Annotated in this window: 14 protein-coding genes; 3 read left to right on the plus strand and 11 right to left on the minus strand. The window is 38.7% G+C overall.

Features of this window, described 5'->3' with window-relative positions; all coding sequences use genetic code 11:
- Nucleotides 1–98: 98 nt before the first annotated feature.
- From NBH14_RS24400 to NBH14_RS24450, 11 genes are all read right to left on the minus strand, one after another.
- Nucleotides 99–1367 carry an ATP-binding protein gene (locus NBH14_RS24400; protein WP_186957798.1) on the minus strand — a complete coding sequence of 423 codons (1269 nt, stop codon included), beginning with the start codon at nt 1365–1367 and terminating at the stop codon, nt 99–101.
- 298 nt (nt 1368–1665) lie between these two features.
- Nucleotides 1666–2376: a hypothetical protein gene (locus NBH14_RS24405; RefSeq protein WP_186957799.1), complete on the minus strand. Its 711-nt coding sequence runs from the start codon at nt 2374–2376 to the stop codon at nt 1666–1668.
- Between the two features lie 147 nt (nt 2377–2523).
- A complete protein-coding gene (locus NBH14_RS24410) occupies nt 2524–2868 on the minus strand; it encodes a hypothetical protein (protein WP_186957800.1) in 345 nt (114 codons plus the stop codon).
- Between the two features lie 18 nt (nt 2869–2886).
- Nucleotides 2887–3999: a 6-bladed beta-propeller gene (locus tag NBH14_RS24415; RefSeq protein WP_186957801.1), complete on the minus strand. Its 1113-nt coding sequence runs from the start codon at nt 3997–3999 to the stop codon at nt 2887–2889.
- A gap of 283 nt (nt 4000–4282) precedes the next feature.
- Nucleotides 4283–5164, minus strand: coding sequence for a hypothetical protein (locus NBH14_RS24420; protein WP_186957802.1), 882 nt, complete (start codon nt 5162–5164; stop codon nt 4283–4285).
- A gap of 162 nt (nt 5165–5326) precedes the next feature.
- Nucleotides 5327–5755, minus strand: coding sequence for a BSAP-5i family immunity protein (locus tag NBH14_RS24425; protein WP_128134579.1), 429 nt, complete (start codon nt 5753–5755; stop codon nt 5327–5329).
- Between the two features lie 16 nt (nt 5756–5771).
- Entirely contained in the window at nt 5772–7454 is a 1683-nt protein-coding gene (locus NBH14_RS24430; protein WP_186957803.1) for a BSAP5a family pore-forming toxin, read from the minus strand.
- 40 nt (nt 7455–7494) lie between these two features.
- Nucleotides 7495–8799 carry a BSAP5b family pore-forming toxin gene (locus NBH14_RS24435; RefSeq protein ID WP_186957804.1) on the minus strand — a complete coding sequence of 435 codons (1305 nt, stop codon included), beginning with the start codon at nt 8797–8799 and terminating at the stop codon, nt 7495–7497.
- Nucleotides 8800–8913: 114 nt separating this feature from the next.
- Complete coding sequence (locus tag NBH14_RS24440; protein WP_128134582.1) at nt 8914–9300, minus strand: DUF3244 domain-containing protein; 387 nt, start codon at nt 9298–9300, stop codon at nt 8914–8916.
- A 162-nt stretch (nt 9301–9462) separates the two neighbouring features.
- A complete protein-coding gene (locus NBH14_RS24445) occupies nt 9463–11250 on the minus strand; it encodes a tetratricopeptide repeat protein (protein WP_244050530.1) in 1788 nt (595 codons plus the stop codon).
- Between the two features lie 474 nt (nt 11251–11724).
- Complete coding sequence (locus tag NBH14_RS24450) at nt 11725–12612, minus strand: Fic family protein (RefSeq protein WP_186957806.1); 888 nt, start codon at nt 12610–12612, stop codon at nt 11725–11727.
- Nucleotides 12613–12941: 329 nt separating this feature from the next.
- On the opposite strand from NBH14_RS24450, the gene NBH14_RS24455 reads away from it, so the two are divergent.
- The 3 genes from NBH14_RS24455 (at nt 12942) to susR (ending at nt 18166) form a co-directional block, all read left to right on the plus strand.
- The gene (locus NBH14_RS24455) at nt 12942–13538 is read left to right on the plus strand and encodes an HU family DNA-binding protein (protein ID WP_186957807.1); all 597 of its coding nucleotides are present in this window, start codon (nt 12942–12944) and stop codon (nt 13536–13538) included.
- 13 nt (nt 13539–13551) lie between these two features.
- Nucleotides 13552–16365, plus strand: a complete 2814-nt coding sequence (locus tag NBH14_RS24460; RefSeq protein WP_186957808.1) for a M16 family metallopeptidase — start codon at nt 13552–13554, stop codon at nt 16363–16365.
- Nucleotides 16366–16459: 94 nt separating this feature from the next.
- Nucleotides 16460–18166 carry a SusR family glycan utilization regulator gene (gene susR / locus NBH14_RS24465; RefSeq protein WP_186957809.1) on the plus strand — a complete coding sequence of 569 codons (1707 nt, stop codon included), beginning with the start codon at nt 16460–16462 and terminating at the stop codon, nt 18164–18166.
- The last annotated feature ends 52 nt before the right edge of the window (nt 18167–18218 follow it).

Raw genomic sequence — 18218 nt, forward strand, 5'->3', positions numbered from 1 at the left:
TTATATTAAAAAAAGTCTGATTTTTAGCTGACTGAAGATGACAATAATATGACACGGATGTCATATAGCAAAAACCGCCTTTTCATCGGTTACCTTGATCAGATTACCTCTGCCAGTTTCCAGGCTTGAATATGTTTTATGCCCTTATTGGAAGGATACGAAATCTCATCAAAAGAAACTACATACTTATCATAATTATCCTGAATTGCTTCCAAAGGCGCATATTCACGATGAACCGTTTGCTCATCTGACAACAAGTAGGTACTTTGCAAATAAAGAATATGATCCCCTTTCATAGCGACAAAATCAACTTCTTTATCCCGCATAGCACCGACATACACATCATATCCGGAACGCCGCAATTGTAAATAGACAATATTTTCCAGCTTATAACCGATTCCGTAGGCAAAACCCGGATAAAGATAATTTTTATAAGCAAGGTCATTAATGTAATATTTGCAATTGCCGGAAATCGTCTCCTTTCCTCTTATATCATAACGTTCAACTTTATGAATAAGAAACGTATCTTCTATATAGCCAATATAGTTAGAAATAGTATCATAGGTTGTTTTCCGCTTCTTGCTTTTAAAGAAATTCAAAATATTGGTTATCGAAATCAGGTTAGAGGCATTGTTCACAAGATATATAAAAATATCTTCCAATAACTTAGGGTCCTTTATGCTATTTCGTTGTATAATATCCCTTAATAATACGGTATCTTTAATTGCCGCAACATAATTACGCCTCGTCTCATTGTTAGGTAAGATAAATAATTCAGGTAACGCCCCACTTTCCATATAGTCTAAATAACTTTGCCTGTGATCGTCTTTTCCGGTTATCCCGATATATTCCTGATAACTAAACGGAAATATCTCAAAATTCACATATCGTCCGGACAAAAGAGTGGCAAGTTCTCCTGATAACATCTTTGAATTAGAACCACTTATAAAGATTTCATAATTATCAGCAAAATTCTGAGAATAAGAATTCACAAAATGCTCCCATCCTGTAACATTTTGTATCTCATCAATAAACAACCAGACTTTTCCTACAGGTTTTAATGCTTCTTTATATTGTTTCAACAAGATTTCCAGATCATGATAATCTTTTACGCAATCAAAATCCGTAAACTCTTTATTGATATAAAATATATTCTGAGGATTAATACCGTCCTGAACCAATCTGTAAGCAATTTGCCTAAGTATATAGCTTTTACCAGCACGACGTTGACCGACAAGCACTTTGACTAACCTATTTCCTATATAATCAAAAATTTTATCCGCATAACCAACCCGTATAAAACCTAATTCAGGAACATTCCCATTCCAAAAATTATACTTTGCCAACAATGCGAAATTTTCTTCCATACTCGAAAATATTTCTTCAAATGTAAGAATATTCTTCCACACTCGAAAATTTCGCACTACTAAAATCACATTTTCGGTCTTACTCTTTTGATTAGACTATTTTAGAAATCCTCTTTCTTCAAAAAATCCGATAAAAGGTTTTATCCGTTTGCTATAAACAGGTCGTTCAATTATCTTCATAATTTTATAAGTCATAACTTATAAACATCAGAAAATATCATCCTGTATAAGTTATGTTTGATAACCTAACAATGATACAAACACATATTCTATTACAAAGACCGGGGTGAGTGCGATTTTATCGCGATTGGAAAGAGACATGTCCGCGAGCTCCATTGCTTAAACCATTCGCACTGAAACGCCACTGAGTATTATTCCCGTTGGGGTTGTTGGCATGCCACCAGTTTGTAAGTGTTGTACCGACTGTACCCACCCAATAAATATAATCCTGATCATTACTTAGCTTCCCGGTACTGCAATCAAAAGTCAACACATAGGGAGAATTCCGACCCGGAAAAATGGAAATATCTGTCCTTACCTGAGTTCCACCGGTGAAAGAGGCACTTCCCCCCTCTTCAGAATCAATAACCATAGAAGCATCGGCCCGCGTGGCTATCAGACCCGGATCATTCGAACCAATCTCATATGTAAGGTTAAAAGCTGTTTTCTTAACCAGGACGCCCTGGAGTTCCGTAACCATCAGAACCTGCGAACATTGGTAATCGTTCAATGCTTTTTTCGTTTGTAGATTTATACTATGCAAATCACCTTTTAGTCTTGCAATATGCCCCGGATAAATTCTCAACGGATCGGTAACCTCCTTGGTTGCACTAAGCTCAAACTCATCATATTCATTCACGATTATATAAGGACGCAGCAATGCATAAGTCTCATCATAACTCCTCGAAGAGTACATCTTTTCATCGTCATCATATGCGCATGAACCTAAAACAGTACCTACCGTAACCAATAAAAGCAATAAACGAAATTTTAAATTCAGAGTATCCATAATCGTATTTTCTTAAATTAATACTTTTCTTACTTCCACCCACAAACCTTATCTTTCATTCGTTCCGGAGCAAAGATACACCAATGTTAGAATTCCCGGACAGATAATACCCGAATTATGAGAACGTTTCGTATTTTTAAGAGATTCTCATTCGCAAAGATCCGGAAATATACGTCCATTGAAACCGCCATTCATCGGAGCCAGGACATGAAGAGCCGTTTCCCCTTTTCTTTTACTGATCAAACTCTTATCCGAAGCAAAGATGAATATACTTTTTCCCGTTTGGTTTTTGAGAAGCCGGACAACAAGTTCTTTCCCGCCATCTTCCTCATTCTTCACATACAACAGATAGTATTCGTCCGTCTTTTCTTTTTTGATAAGATCGCCTTTGATAGCTATCGGATACAATGTTTTCTCATAAAAAGCCTTACAGTCAGGTTCATCCCCCGTAAAACCTTGCATTAAAATAAATAACAACAGTAATAGTTTCATATCAACACCAGTTTATAATTAGAACTTCTTAAAAGTAGCAAACATCAGCACCGGATTATTATCTTCCGGCAATTGAACACCCTTTTCACCGGACATCGAATTGTATTCTACAGAAGATAAAGGAATGACAAACTGATTTCCGACACAACACATAGAAAATTTCTCATATTGGTATTTCTCGTCCTTCATCCCCTGTTGCAGAAACTGATGACCGGTTTCCTTATCTATCAGCAGATAGTACTTGTTTTCCCCGTACATAAATTCACCATAAATATGTGATCCGGATTCCAACATATTGAAGTAGTGAACAAAATTCGCATTGTTTAATTTATTCATAAACTCAATAGCATCTTTCCATTCAGTATCTATAAATTCCTGGCTAACCCATTTATCCCCAAAATCAAACATATAACGAGGCTTTAGCTCCGACGACTCAATAGTGTATACAGTAGGACTATATAAGGGTATAAACAGGACCTCACCGTTTACATCCTGAAGAGTAACACGCGAAGAAAAACAAATGCTCAAAGGTTTATCATAAGGTATAAATTTACTGATCTCACCAGTAAAATCCTCTTGATTTACTGATAAATTGTATTGCCATTCCTTTTCATAAAAAGAACGCTCAAAATCGAATGCATATTTATCTCTATCTACCTGGCAAAAGCGTATGGGTGAAGGAGATACCGGTAGTTTCGTTTCTCCCGTAAAGTGGCCATCCAAATCAAAAGAAACAACTTTCACCTGCATAGCATCCAAGATTTTAATTTTTTCCTCAAACTTATCGATGGCAATATCGGCCATCTGCGCATATTCTCCCGGTCCATTGCCAGTAGCCTGTATCTTAGAATAATATCGACCATCCTCTGTAAAAATAAAAACCGTATTGGTCAACTCGTCCGCAACAATATATTTCCCATTATGATATAAGACCCGACTGATCCGACCGATTTCACATTCTTCGGTTGTTTCCAAAGGAATATAAGCGACACTGTCGAACATCGAACTAAAGCCTTTTTTCTCCGCCTCGTCCACATTAAGAGTATAGACATGCTCTTCACTCTCATTCCGAGATAAACCGCACGAAAAAAGCAGACAAAGACTTAACAAAGCTAATACAGTTTTTTTCATAAATACGGAGATCTATTAATTATTAAGACCTGCAATATAGCAATTATTTTTTCTCCTGCTTCAAAAGACTTCAAGCTTTTTATAATTATCCCCAAAAATCCCAAAAGCGCATATTCCCGCTGGGATTGTTGGCATACCACCAATTTGTATTAGATGACACAACAATCAGAACGATATCTGCCCCCAGTTTATAGAATGTCTACTGCTAGACCATAACTGAGGCAAAAGAAGGGCGTCGAAAACCAGACGCCCTATCTCTCTATGGAATAATTGTACGATTATACTATTTTTGTAATTGATAACTTGCAAGGCTTTGATGATTTGAGTTTCTTAAGCTATAAATATAAAATTGCGAATCATTAATATCAGCATCATATGCAATATAGTTATATATACAATTAGGATCTGATTCTCCCCATGTACCACAGCCATCGGAAACAGAGTATCTTCTTTTTTTAGAATCTGTTCCAGTATACTCTCCATAAAGGGTACTTGTTCCAAAGTTTAATAAAAAATGTTCATGTATATATGTTCCTGCCGGAGCCCTATCGACAACTTCTTTTATGGCAGTCCAGCGTTCACTATGTCCCATTCGTGTAAGATCTTTTGCATAAGATAAAGGCTGCATTTTATCATCAATAACAGGCGCTATATCATATCCATTATCTGTTTTTATAATTTCAAATTTACCTTCTTTTATCCATTGATTCCAAGAATCAATAACATTGAGTATAAATTTATACAAATCTTCTGCTATTCTGATTTCCGCCCCTGATTTCAACTTTGGAACAAGCCGGCCATCCACTACTGACAAATGTTTTTTTACTCTTTCCAAAGCCTTCATATAAACAATATTATTATATGCTTTATCTCCAACAAGACCAGTATGGTAATCATAGGGTGCAATGGCATCATCTGACATCTGCTGTTTTGTTTGTAAAAAGTCAGAATCAGCAAACTGGAGTTTCTTAGCTTCCCGCCATGATTCTTGGTTTTTCTGGTTTATCTCATCATTCTTTTTCTGATCAATCGTCAATATTTCCGCATTGATCTCTGTTGTTACTTCTGAATTTTCTGTTTTAGGAGATTCAGTTGTATTAAATTCGCATTGGCACATAAGGAGTCCTATTAATGCTACCGATAAATAAATTAAGCCTCTCTTCATAATTGTAGATATTTATAATTATATTAGAATAAAATGTATTAATCTTATAGATTATACGAGATAAACTGTAATAACAGTAGGATCAATTTCATTATTTGATTTACACTTTTAAAATTATGTTATTTACATACAAATCTGACACATTATGATCCGATTAGAGATTTAAGAAACTCTCTTCAAAGTCAAAATACCTTTATAAGCCCCCTCTCCATTTGTTCCTTTTTCCAATCCCATTGTATCCTTATCTGATTGAATCAGCAACCAATGACCGTTTAAAACCCCTCCATTTTCAACAATTAAAACTTTTTCCTCAATGCGATACTCAAAGGTACTCTCAGTCGGTTGATCCATAGTTTCCCATTTCAGACTATATCGTCCCTTGGTTTCTGACTCAAAGAAAATCCCAGCATTTGCAGTTGTTGATACAGGCTCCCCAAACGATGCTATGTAAGATTCATCGAATGTACCTTTCCACTGTGTTTGTTTTAGAGAGGCTGCACTAAAGTTAAGACTATTTTTATGATCATCGCTATCGCAACCAGATAAAAATAAATTCAATGAGAATAACAATAAAATCTGAACAAGTCTCATACTGAAATTTTTTAATTTATAACCCAATAATATTATATGAATTAGCTAAAGATGCTATCGAGATATTTTTATCCGGCAATGATTCCACCCAATTTCTTATCCCATATATATCAAGCACTTCATCATCACCTTCATCTACAAAATAAGAAAAACAAATACGAGTAGACGGATCATAAATATATTGCATACTCGTCTTTTCATAATAAAATTTGTAAAAGTTTTTCTCTTTGAATCCTGCAAGATTAATACAAAGAGGTGATCTCAAATTAGGATTCAACCTCGTTCTTTTATTATATCCGATTTCTATATCAGAGCTAAATAATTGAGATTTCTCAGCAGAAATCTTCTCGACTTTTTTCATGAATACCGCATCATCTTCATTCTTTCTTAATTCTTCATCTGTAGCGGTGGCTGCTAAACCATCACTAAGTATAATCCTATCAGCTTGTCTTGTTACCAAAACGGCAGCAACATCATATACAGCCTCGTATGAAGATGTTGCTCGAACCATTACTCTAACAATTTCAATATAAGGATATACTAAACTTGTATAGGTTGGCAACACTTCATTAAAAGTATCATCAAAACGTTGTTTGAAGTTTTTCTCCAGTACAAAATCCGATAATGGATATAAACTATTATCTTTTACATCTATCATTGTATGATTTGATACATTATTAAGCGAGCGCATCCATGATGTTAAATCTACATTCAGGTCTTTAATGGCTTTAACATTCACAACTGCCTCTCCTCCATCTCGTACTCCTCCGTATGTTTTTATACTAACATAGGTATTGTTACTTTTAAAAGTGTTTGTCTCATCATTATGATTAGATCCCGTAATCCCCAAGTTACCACTTGTACTATTGCCTTTATAATTCAGTGATGCATTCATCGACTTATCCATATCTTTTTCTTTAACATCCGTACGGTCTTCTGATGTTGCATTACCTGCATAAATAGCATAAGCTTTTCCACCGGTTAAATAACCAGTCAAAACAAAATCACCATAACTATCAAGTGTTGACGATATAGGAGAATTATACAAACTTCTGATAAATGATTTTGTTAAAAACTGTCTGGCAAATAATTTTCTCGTAGCTTCTGAATTTTGCAGTGAGAATTGGCTATTCGTAAAATTAATACTAAGTTCACCATATGTTGCTTCCTTCGTATTATCTATTACTGTTTTGAAAACATCAGTAGTTGTTTTCGTTTTACCTAATGTGAAAATCTTCAAGTTAAGAGAAAAACCAGATGTTACTTTTTTCGTGATTGTCGAATTATACTGGTATCTTTCAAACGTATCATAGGCAAAACTCTTTGTCTCGGTAATATTTAATTTTATGCCATCAACATAATTCGGATCGTATGCTTTTACAGCATTCAGGTCTATCACCGGATGACTGACATTACTAAAATCTCCCAAAATGTAATTTCCATTTTTAAGATTATAAGCTCGCCCAAGAAATGCGTCAGAGTTTCCTGTTTCACCTGATATATCTCCTTTAGTCTGTAATTTATTGATATCAAAAGGTTTTATCTTAGGTAAATTAGGGTTTCTAGGCTGAATAATAACGTTCCCTTCTTTCTCCGAAGACTGATTTCCGGGAACATTACTACTTTTATCTAATTCATCAGAACAGGATACTAATATCGCTGTCATTAATATTGTCAGAGAAATAATAATATTTTTCATACTTTATTTACTTAAAAAATTATTCGTGATAAAACTGATTTCAGGGTTTTATTTCTTCGCCTGTATCCAAGTCTAAGAATCTAAAAAGGTCTTTCGGATATTTATCGTCTCTTAATGTTGTACAGATGACTCCACGCCATGTTCCGTTAATCTTAACCAGTCTTTCACTTCCACCATAATTACATGTCATATATGCTGTATATTTAGCTGATACATTGTAGTTCTCTAAAAAACTCGTTGCTTCTATTTTACAGTTAGCCGGGGCTAAACCTTCGATATCAAAAGATAAAGTTCTTTCTATTATTTGGGTTGTAGTAGAATAAAGCATATCCGTTTTTTCACGAATAGGGTCTGGGTCATCCTTCGGAGCAACAGGAAGAGGTAAAACTAGGCTCTCAGCTTCTACTGTTGGACGATAATACATATCACTAGCGTTATTCGGAATGATTTTTAAAGCACTGTTTTCAGTAAAAGAATATTCATCTTTTGCATAAAGAGCTCCCTTAATAGTAAAAGGTCTCTTTTCGTCTGTTTGATTTTTACCATATGTAATCAGTTTCATTGGAGCACGTTTTGTTACAGTAGAGCCATCCTTGTGAAACTCTATGTGATGTAATGTAAAATCATCAACAGGTGAAATAGAAAACTCTTGTTCAGGTTTTTTTGTATACTGACCAAAACCTAGCTTTACATCACTCTTTGTTTCAAGCACATAATTAAAGATTGACCATGGATTATTGGGATCTGCCTGCCCTAAATAAGATTGACTTTCAATTACAAAATATCCCTTATATGACGATGAAGGAATAAGGTCCCAATCGGCTGACATTAGAGATCCGGTATTATTTGATCGTGCAAATAAAACTTTATTATTGGGGTCATTTTCGTACTGTCCGACAGATAAAGGTGTACCTGTATCATTCGAATAAATTAGATAAGGTATACCAGACGAACTTGGTAACACCTTTAAATAGAACCGACAAGTACGGAAGTTTATCCTAGAAGATAAAGTGATTTCTTTACCTATACCATTTGATGATAAAAAACCTTCATTCCCTCTAGCCCGAATATATATTGGCATTTCTCTGATTGCATACATATTGGAGGAATAATCAGGATCATCCGCATTATAATAGACAGCTGCCTTTTTTGCTTTAGCCATTTCAATTAAATTAGAATCAATAACTAGTGGAATGATAACAGATAATGAATCCTCACCATTCAGAGCTTTTGTTTCTATTTTAAACACATCACTTTCATGGAAGATTTCAACTTCATCTTGTGAACAGGCAAACATTCCAAGAAGTACGGCTACTACGAAAAAATAATAAAAACTCTTTTTCATACCTTTGATAATTATTATGCTTCTTACTAAAAAGCGTTATACAATACTTTCACTCACTAATTTTATTTAGCGATTTTCCTTTGGAATATTTTATCCCATGGTTTTAGTATCAATTCATCCAAGAATAAATTCACCCCCAAGGCAATCATCCCATTGATTTTTCAACTCAACAGAATAAGTTCCAGGTTCAAATTCACTCAAATCAATTGTAACACAATCCGTCTCCGATGCCGGAATCATTTCTTCATAAAGTATCTTTCCGTCTTTCGATATACATATTGTTATATCGGAACGTTGAGTACTACTATGAATGGATAAAACACCATCACTAACAAAAGCAGAGATTGGAATTGGAGAAGAAATGGAACGAACATCTTCTTTCCATCTTCCATAAAGTGAAACACTATTGTTTCCCTTCGCTGAAACACTCTGTAGTAATAGACTACTGAAAACAAAAAATACACATATTGCCCATGCAAGCTTTTTGAGGATCTTTTTCATAACGATAATTTTATAAATTTCTACACTACAAAGGTATGCGGTTTATAATAGAAATGGGTAAAAACTAATGGACAGCAAGGTGGACAGAAAAAAACACCCTAAAGCTTAATAATAAACACTTTTAAAGTATGAGTCAAAGGTAAAATGTGGACAAGGATTTTCTCAGTACTTCCAAAGATAAGTATCAATGGAAGTTTCAACCCCTAGCGGAGTCTTTAGATGCTGATTGATCCGCTCTTTTAAACGTTGTTTACGCTTAGTTACGGAAGAGGGAGAAATGGCCGCCAATTCAGCTATAATAGAATTATTCAATTGCAATTTTATCAAGCAACACATTAGGAGATCACTATCTGTTAAAAAAAAGTCTTTCCTCAAACGCTCAATCAGATTCGGATAAACGATATTTATCGATTCAAAAATTTCAGGCCATTGGGATTCCTCGATATATTTCGGATCAGACTTTAAACAATCGAGTATATTTATATGCTTAATTAATTGAGAACATAGGTATCTTTGTCGCTCAAACAAATAAGTATTTTCTGTAGTCAGGCATTCATACGTTTTTAACTCCTCTCCTTTTTCCTTCAAACTGGAAATATATTTCTTTATATCTCCTTGTAATATTTCATTTTGAGTCTGCAATGTTGCATTATTTTGGCGGATTCGTTCCATTTCATCCATTTGATTATTTATATGTTCTTGCGAACCAACATACTCCTCCATTTGAATGGATAAGACTCCTATCAGATTTTCATTTTCATGAATTATAGATTCATTTTCATGCAATTGATTTAAACGAATCTGCAACTGTTTTCTAGATTCTTTAATTATACGTTCTTTTTTGAGCAACTCACGTTGATAAAAAAATATTAATACAAATATTATTAATAATAGTATTATTGAGCCCCATAATATTCTATTTTCTAATCCGTTATTAATATTCAACAATTTTTCCCGTTCATACTTTGCCTGAATTTTTGCTATCTCTGAACTACGATTTATGTTATCTATAGAATCTTTATAAACCCAATATTGCTCATTATATTTAATAGCATCTTCATATTTCCCTAAGTCCCTACATAAATAGTATAAAGCATGTATTGCATCTTGCTTTGTATAAGGATTAATAGTATTCAATGCTTTTTCCAAATAGTAGTAAGCAGAATCAGATAATCCCATATAATAATAGGTTTCCCCGATTCCTAAATAGGTTTGTGATAAAGCAGAAGCATTATACTTTTCTTCTATCTTCTTTGATTTCTTTAGATAATACATGGAAGAATCAAGCATTGATAAAGCTTGATACACTGTCGATATTTCCCCATAAGCTAATGTTAAAGATTTTAAATTACCAGATTGCTCTGCAATCTCTATCGCTTTCTTATAATTATCTAACCCTTCCTGCAGATTATTGTTAAGCATTGAAACACGTCCTAAAGCAGAATATGTATTTGAGATAAAAGTGCTATCTTTTAATTGCATTGAATAAGTATGTGCGTTTTTATAAGCCTCAAAAGCCAAATCTGGCAAATTACGATAAGCATACAATGTTCCCAGATGAGTATTTATCAAACAAAGCAATCTATAATCCGTCGTATTCTTCGCCACATCCCTAGCCCGTAAATAAAAATCAGTAGCCTCCTCTACATTATTCATATCCTGGTTAACCCGTCCTTCATAATATAGAGTTGACGCTTTCCATACCGGATCATCCTGTTTTTCAAAATAAGCCAATGCAATATTGATCAAGGAATCAGAAGTATGCTTTATATAGTTTTTATCACGTGCCTGGGTAATCAACAAACACCACGTAGCATATTGAAATTTATCTGACGGAGAGGGTACTTCCATTGAATCCAATACCACCAGGGCACTGTTAGGGCAACGTTGCATAAGCGACTCTGCATAAGACAGTTCCGGCAATAACTCTTTTGGTTGTTCAGTACACATCGCGAAAGAGAACAGACAGAATACTATGTAAGATAGGTATCTCATCGCTGCATGGCATAATTGTTATAGCCTCAAAGATAATGAAACAATTCAATCCAAAGCTATTAATAATCAATTTTTTCAATACAGCTACAAACAAATAATTATATCTATTAAAGAATTAAATTAACGTGAGTCTAACACAAAAATATCACTTCCTCCTACAAGTTGACCGAACAAGTACCGAACAAGCTAACCGAACAACATTCCGTAATCTTACTTCTTATAAAAGATTTCCTCCATTATCAAAATGTCACTACTCTACCAGGTAAACCGGATTAATATACCGGATAAAATGAAATACCCCACAGGGTAATATTTTTTAACGTATCAATGCGTTTACAAAACACTCAAATAATAATCATATTGTCATTTGTGAAAAATATAGCGAAAAGGGACTTTACACCATCCGGCATTCCATAAAATATTCGAATCTCAATACTTAATCCTATACTTATCCAGTACCTCTTTATAAGTATCCTGCGCAGTCAGACAAGTGTCCCGCAAATAGTCTTTGATATGATCCCACTGTTGTAATCCTCGATAATAGAACATTTTCAATTCTTCGGTGATAATGAAGGGGACATGTCCGTTTGCCAGGCATTCTTTAAACAGGATCAGACGACCGACACGTCCATTACCATCCTGAAAAGGGTGAATCGCCTCAAAACAATAGTGCCAGTCCAAAAGGTCATCAAAAGATTTCTGTTTCTTCGAATTATAGGCTTTCAACAGTGCCTTCATCTCTTTATGAACGTTCTCCGGCAGTGTTGTATCAACACCGCCAACCTCATTTGGCAAACGTTTATAATCGCCTACGGCAAACCAATCTTTCCGGCTATCCGATGTACCGGATTTCAGAATATTGTGCAATTCTTTAATGAAAGTCTCGGATAAATTCTCCTCAGCCCTGTCAAGGATAAGATCGATACACCGGAAATGGTTGGTGGCCTCGATAATATCGTCCACATTGATGCTTTCATCAGTTACTCCGATGGTATTAGTCTCAAAAATATAACGGGTTTGGTCATGAGTCAGACGACTGCCTTCGATGTGATTCGAGTTATAGGTAAGATCGATTTGCGTTTTGTGGTAGATACCACCTTTCAATTTCATCTGTTTCTGTTCGCGCAACACAGCAAGCAAAGGCATAATCTTCGCTTTCGACTTTTTCTGTGAAGGCAAATCCGCGTCTTCCGGTATGTTCCATGTCTTGCCTGTGAGGAATGCACCCTCAATCTTTCCGACTGCACAATAATTACGTGCCGTACGCTCTGAAACACCGTACTTTCCTGCAAATTCTCCGACTGAAATATATTTCATATTCAAATTCTATCGGCAAGTTTTACACCGATTTTCACTTCAAAGATAGCACATCTTGCCGATACCGGCAAGATATAGAAATAAGGTATAGTATAAATATTCCATAATTATACCTACCCTGAGTACAATTCCTGCTATTGCATCGTATATTTGCCCTCAACCTTTTTTCCTGCCGATAATCATGAGCAGGCCTGCGCATAATCATCGACAGACCTGCTCATGATTATCGACAGGCTTGCAGACAATTGTCGACAGGCAATTCCGTCGGCAGGAAAACGGGAAGGCTACGTGTTGTTTTTTCAGGCACACCAGTATAAAACAAAATAAAAATGGGAATCAGATTCAAAATCCACGAAACGCCACGGCCGAAAGGCAGGAAAGGTCCGAAGTTAATCCATGCACGGGCATTGTGCGACAGCACGGTAAAAATGGATCATCTATGCAAAATGATCTGCTCACGATCGACGATCTCTTCGGCCGATGTGAAGGCTGTACTCGACTCGTTCGTATGGGCGATCGGATTTTCTTTGGAAAGCGGGCAACATGTGGAGTTGGAAGAACTGGGACATTTCTCGCCTTCACTGCGTACCCGCCCATCTGCCGACGGAAAGAAAATAACCGTAACGGTAGACAGCGTAAACTTCCGTTGTTCGGAAAAGCTAAAAGAAGAACTGAGGAATGCAGAACTGAAACATACCAAAACACCTAAAAAATTAACGTTCGAGGAACGCGAAAAGCGAATGTTGGATTATCTGGAACGAAACAAACGGATTACAACCCCGGATTACGCCGGACTGAACGGCTGCTCGCGCTATCGTGCTACCGCCGACCTGAAACTATTCACAGAGAAAAATGTTGTATCCAAAATAGGAGGCGGCACGCATGTTATGTATGTTTTGCCGGCTGATAATGAAGAAACAAAATAAATAAATATCCCAAATGAGACAAAAAAGATTTTTAAGTTCATTCCTGTTGAGCTTCTTCTGTCTTTTCCAGCTGGCTGCCCAGCAACAGGAATTGCAACCGTTACCTATCGACCCGCAGGTTCGTTATGGAAAGTTGCCGAACGGATTAACCTATTACATCCGTCATAATGAACAACCCAAAGAACGGGCTGACTTTTATATCGCCCAAAACGTAGGCTCCATGCTGGAAGAAGAGAACCAGCGCGGACTGGCACACTTTCTGGAACATATGGCCTTCAACGGCTCGAAAAACTTTCCGGACAAAGGGATGGACGAATTTACCCAAAGCATCGGCATGCGTATGGGTGAAAATTTCAATGCCTATACCAGTTTCGACGAAACGGTTTATATGATCATGAATGCCCCGGTGACACGCGAAAGCGTAGTCGATTCCTGCCTGCTGATCCTGCATGACTGGTCTGGCTTCATCACGCTTGCCGATTCTGCGATCGACAAGGAACGCGGCGTGATCCGCGAGGAATGGCGCACACGCCAGGACGCACAGGCCCGCATATGGGAACAACAGCTTCCGAAAATCTATCCGGGCAGCCGTTATGCCCACCGGATGCCGATCGGCACAATCGACGTGATCGACAATTTCAAACCGGATGAACTGCGCGATTATTATCACAAATGGTACCGCCCCGACCTGCAAGCGATCATCATCGTAGGCGACATCAATGTCGACCAGGTAGAAACGGCCGTCAAACGGATTTTTGCCGACATCCCGGCACCGGTAAACGCGGCTCCGCGCCCTATGTTTGAAGTGCCCGACAATGACATGCCGCTGATCTCCGTGGCTACGGACAAAGAGGCTTCGAATACAATCCTGTCCATCTCCTATAAACACGACAAGATGCCGCAGGATATGTACGGAACGATTGCCGGATTGGTGAAAGATTATATCCAGAGCGTAGCAGCCACGATGATGAACGAACGTTTCAACGAGATGGTACAGAAAGCCAATCCTCCGTTCGTTGCCGCCCAGGCTTCCGACGGCGATTTTATGATCTCAAAAACGAAAGGCGCCTGGTCGGTAGCCGCACTGGTGAAAGATAACGAAGTGGATTCGGCCATGAATGCGCTGGTAACGGAAACGCAACGTGTGAAACAGTTCGGTTTCACCCCGTCGGAATACGATCGCGCCCGCATCAATGTGCTGAAACAATATGAGTCCCTTTACAATGACCGCGACAAACAAAGGAACAGCGCATTCACCAAGGAATACGTACGTCACTTCACCGAAGGCGGTTATATTCCGGGAATCGAAACGGAATACGCCCTGATCAGCCAGGTTGCACAGGCCGTCCCGGTAGAACAGGTCAACAAGTATATCCAGGATATGATCGGCGATACCAACATCGTGATCAGCCTGACCGGTCCGGAAAAGGAAGGCCTCTCCTATCCTACCGACGAAGAACTGCTCCGCGACTTTATGAAAGCACAGCAGATTCCTGTCGAACCTTACCGGGAGACCTTATCGGACGAACCGTTGATCCCCTCATTGCCGGCGCCCGGCAAGATCACGGAAAGCAAGGAAGATCCGCTCTTCGGCGCTACCGTCCTGACATTGAGCAACGGCATCAAAGTCGTGTTGAAACACACGGACTTCAAAAAGGATGAAATACAAATGACGGCTACCAGCCCGGGAGGAAGCACACTGTTCGGCAACAAAGACATCGACAATCTGAAAGTGTTCAATGAGGTAATCGAGCTGGGCGGCCTGGGCAATTTCTCGGCTACCGATCTGGGCAAGATGCTGGCCGGAAAGAAAGTATCCTGCTCCACTTCCCTGGGACTGGACAGCGAAAACGTGAACGGCTCCTCCACCCCGTCCGACCTGAAGACCCTGTTCGAACTGATCTATCTCAGCTTCACTGCTCCGCGCATAGACGAAGAGGCATACGCTTCCTTTGAAAACCGCATGAAAGCGCAGCTGAAGAACCTGGAACTGAATCCGATGGTTGCCTTCAGCGACTCGCTGACGAAAGCCATTTACAATAACAATCCGCGTGCGATGCGCATCGACCCGACCGATTTCAAAAATATCAGCTATCCGCGTATTATGGAAATGTATAAGGAACGTTTCGGCGATGCCTCCGGTTTCGTCTTTACCTTCGTAGGAAACATCGACACCGACAGTATCCGTCCGCTGGTAGAACAATACCTGGCTACATTACCTGCAAACGGCAAGATAGAGCAGGGCAACCCGAAAGAAGTACCCGCCATCCGCAAAGGCGACTACGTGAACCGTTTCAAACGCCAGATGGAGACGCCGAAAGCCTCCGTCGTGAATTTCTATTCCGGGCAGATGGACTATAACCTGGAAAATATCGTTACAGCCACCATGTTGAAGCAGGTACTCGACCTTGTTTACACCGAAAAGGTCCGCGAAGACGAAGGCGGAACGTACGGCGTACAGACATCCGCCCGCATCTCTTCCTTCCCGAAAGGACAAACATTCCTGCAGGCCTATTTCGACACTGACCCGGATAAGCGGGAAAAAATGAACACGATTGTCCGCAACGAATTAAAACGTATCTCCGACATCGGCCCGACCCCGGAAGATTTCAAAAAGACGCAGGACAACATCCTGAAACGTCACGCAGAAAGCCTTCAGGAGAACGGTTACTGGTTAAACACGCTGGACAACTATTATTACAAAGGCTTCGACGGTTCGACCAAATACGTCGAAACAGTCAACAGCATCACTCCCGCCAAAATACAGGCCTTCGCCAAAAAGTTACTCGACCAGGGAAACAGTATCGAGGTGGTGATGGAGCCGTAAAGCAGATAACCGACATTTATAAAAAGCAAAAAAAGAGGGTGTGTTTCATCCTCTTTTTTTATCTTTGAACCGGATAAACCTTAAATCGAATAAGATGTGCACCAGAATACTTTTGTTTTTACTGTTACTCGTCCTTTCCGGAAACATGACCGGGCAAACAATATCGGACAACACGGAGAAAATGCTGGCCAGCCTGGACTCGTTGTTGGCTAAAAATGAGACTTTTGTCATTGCTAAAGAAAAAAGAATCGAGGACCTGAGGAAAATGGAACAGAAAGTTGCAACAGAGGAAGAGCAATACTGGATGAACAAACTGTTTTATGAAGAATATATGGTCTATGACAGCGACTCTGCATTTAGTTATATCCATAAAAATCTGGAAATAGCACAGCGTCTGAATAATCCCCAATGGGCTGCACAGTGGAAGATCGAACAGTCGTTCATTTTGACAGCCACTGGTTTTCTGAAAGAGGGACTGGATGCCCTGAATGAAATAAACCCCGAAAACCTGTCGCCTTATTACAAAACGGACTACTATGGACAAATGATGTATCTTTACTCTCATTACGGGCAATATTCCGGAGAAAACACCGCTCAAAGTACCTTCTACTATGCGAAAGAACAAACCTATCGGGATTCGATCTTCGCCAGTATTCCTGACAACCATCCATATGGTTTATGGTACAAAGGCTGGCAATACAACAAAACTCCACAAGCAGCAGAAGTAAAAGAGCAATTGAAAGAAGAACTTGCTTCCGCCTCCTTCGATTCCAGGAAAGACGCAATGAACGCTTATATCCTGGCAATCATGTATAGAGACGAAGGAAACGAAGATGATTATTTTCGTTTCCTCATTTTATCAGCCATGGCTGATATACGGTCGGCCAACCATGATATCGCTTCGCTGGAAGAGCTCGGAAAAACCTTGTATGAAAGAGGTTACATCGATCAGGCATATTCTTATCTGAACTACTGCCTGGGATGTGCACAACTCTATAAGAATAGGATACGTATGGTCGGCATTTCGTCCGCACTAGACGCCATTCATAAGACATACGAACAAAGAAACAAAAAACAGGAAGCCGACTTGCGCCGGTATCTGTACATCGTCAGCACCTTGTCGCTGATCCTGCTGGCTGCACTGTTCTTTATCGGACTACAGATAAAACGACTGAAAGAGTCCCGCAGAAAACTGAACGATGCCAACCAGACCCTGAACAAACATGTAGGCGAACTGGAAAAAGCGCATACGCAACTGGCAGAAGTAAACAGTCAGCTCCAGTCGCTAAATGAACAATTACTCGACACGAACTCCAAGCTGACGGAATCCAATTATGTCAAGGAAGAATATATCGGTTACGTCTTCAATATCTGTTCCAGCTATATCAGTAAACTGGACGAATACCGAAAAAATATCAACCGGAAAATCAGGACCGGTATGATCGATGAAGTCAAAAAGATGACGGATTCATCCACACTGGCTGCCAACGAACTGAAAGAGTTTTACAGTAATTTCGATGCCATCTTCCTGCATATCTATCCTGATTTTGTCTCCGATTTCAATGCCCTGCTGCAACCGGACAAACAAATCATGCCCAAAGAGGGAGAACTGCTGAACACCGAACTTCGTATCTACGCCCTGGTACGCCTTGGCATCAGTGACAGTGTGAAGATTGCCGAGTTCCTGCACTGCTCCCCTCAAACAGTCTACAATAACCGGCTAAAAACGCGCAGCAAAGCAATCGTTCCTAAAGAACATTTTGCAGATATTGTGAAATCTTTAGGGAAGATAGAGCGTTGAAACCACTCGGAAAAGCCTCCCCGACTACATTCGGGAACTTACTTTTTACACA

It is taken from the genome of Parabacteroides caecihominis (genome assembly GCF_023656785.1).
Lineage (GTDB): Bacteria > Bacteroidota > Bacteroidia > Bacteroidales > Tannerellaceae > Parabacteroides > Parabacteroides segnis.

Bases quoted from the DNA above. Each gene is read 5' to 3' on its own strand.
- NBH14_RS24400 (WP_186957798.1), bottom strand. From the start codon at position 1,367: ATGGAAGAAAATTTCGCATTGTTGGCAAAGTATAATTTTTGGAATGGG.
- NBH14_RS24405 (WP_186957799.1), bottom strand. From the start codon at position 2,376: ATGGATACTCTGAATTTAAAATTTCGTTTATTGCTTTTATTGGTTACG.
- NBH14_RS24410 (WP_186957800.1), bottom strand. From the start codon at position 2,868: ATGAAACTATTACTGTTGTTATTTATTTTAATGCAAGGTTTTACGGGG.
- NBH14_RS24415 (WP_186957801.1), bottom strand. From the start codon at position 3,999: ATGAAAAAAACTGTATTAGCTTTGTTAAGTCTTTGTCTGCTTTTTTCG.
- NBH14_RS24420 (WP_186957802.1), bottom strand. From the start codon at position 5,164: ATGAAGAGAGGCTTAATTTATTTATCGGTAGCATTAATAGGACTCCTT.
- NBH14_RS24425 (WP_128134579.1), bottom strand. From the start codon at position 5,755: ATGAGACTTGTTCAGATTTTATTGTTATTCTCATTGAATTTATTTTTA.
- NBH14_RS24430 (WP_186957803.1), bottom strand. From the start codon at position 7,454: ATGAAAAATATTATTATTTCTCTGACAATATTAATGACAGCGATATTA.
- NBH14_RS24435 (WP_186957804.1), bottom strand. From the start codon at position 8,799: ATGAAAAAGAGTTTTTATTATTTTTTCGTAGTAGCCGTACTTCTTGGA.
- NBH14_RS24440 (WP_128134582.1), bottom strand. From the start codon at position 9,300: ATGAAAAAGATCCTCAAAAAGCTTGCATGGGCAATATGTGTATTTTTT.
- NBH14_RS24445 (WP_244050530.1), bottom strand. From the start codon at position 11,250: ATGTGTACTGAACAACCAAAAGAGTTATTGCCGGAACTGTCTTATGCA.
- NBH14_RS24450 (WP_186957806.1), bottom strand. From the start codon at position 12,612: ATGAAATATATTTCAGTCGGAGAATTTGCAGGAAAGTACGGTGTTTCA.
- NBH14_RS24455 (WP_186957807.1), top strand. From the start codon at position 12,942: ATGGGAATCAGATTCAAAATCCACGAAACGCCACGGCCGAAAGGCAGG.
- NBH14_RS24460 (WP_186957808.1), top strand. From the start codon at position 13,552: ATGAGACAAAAAAGATTTTTAAGTTCATTCCTGTTGAGCTTCTTCTGT.
- susR (WP_186957809.1), top strand. From the start codon at position 16,460: ATGTGCACCAGAATACTTTTGTTTTTACTGTTACTCGTCCTTTCCGGA.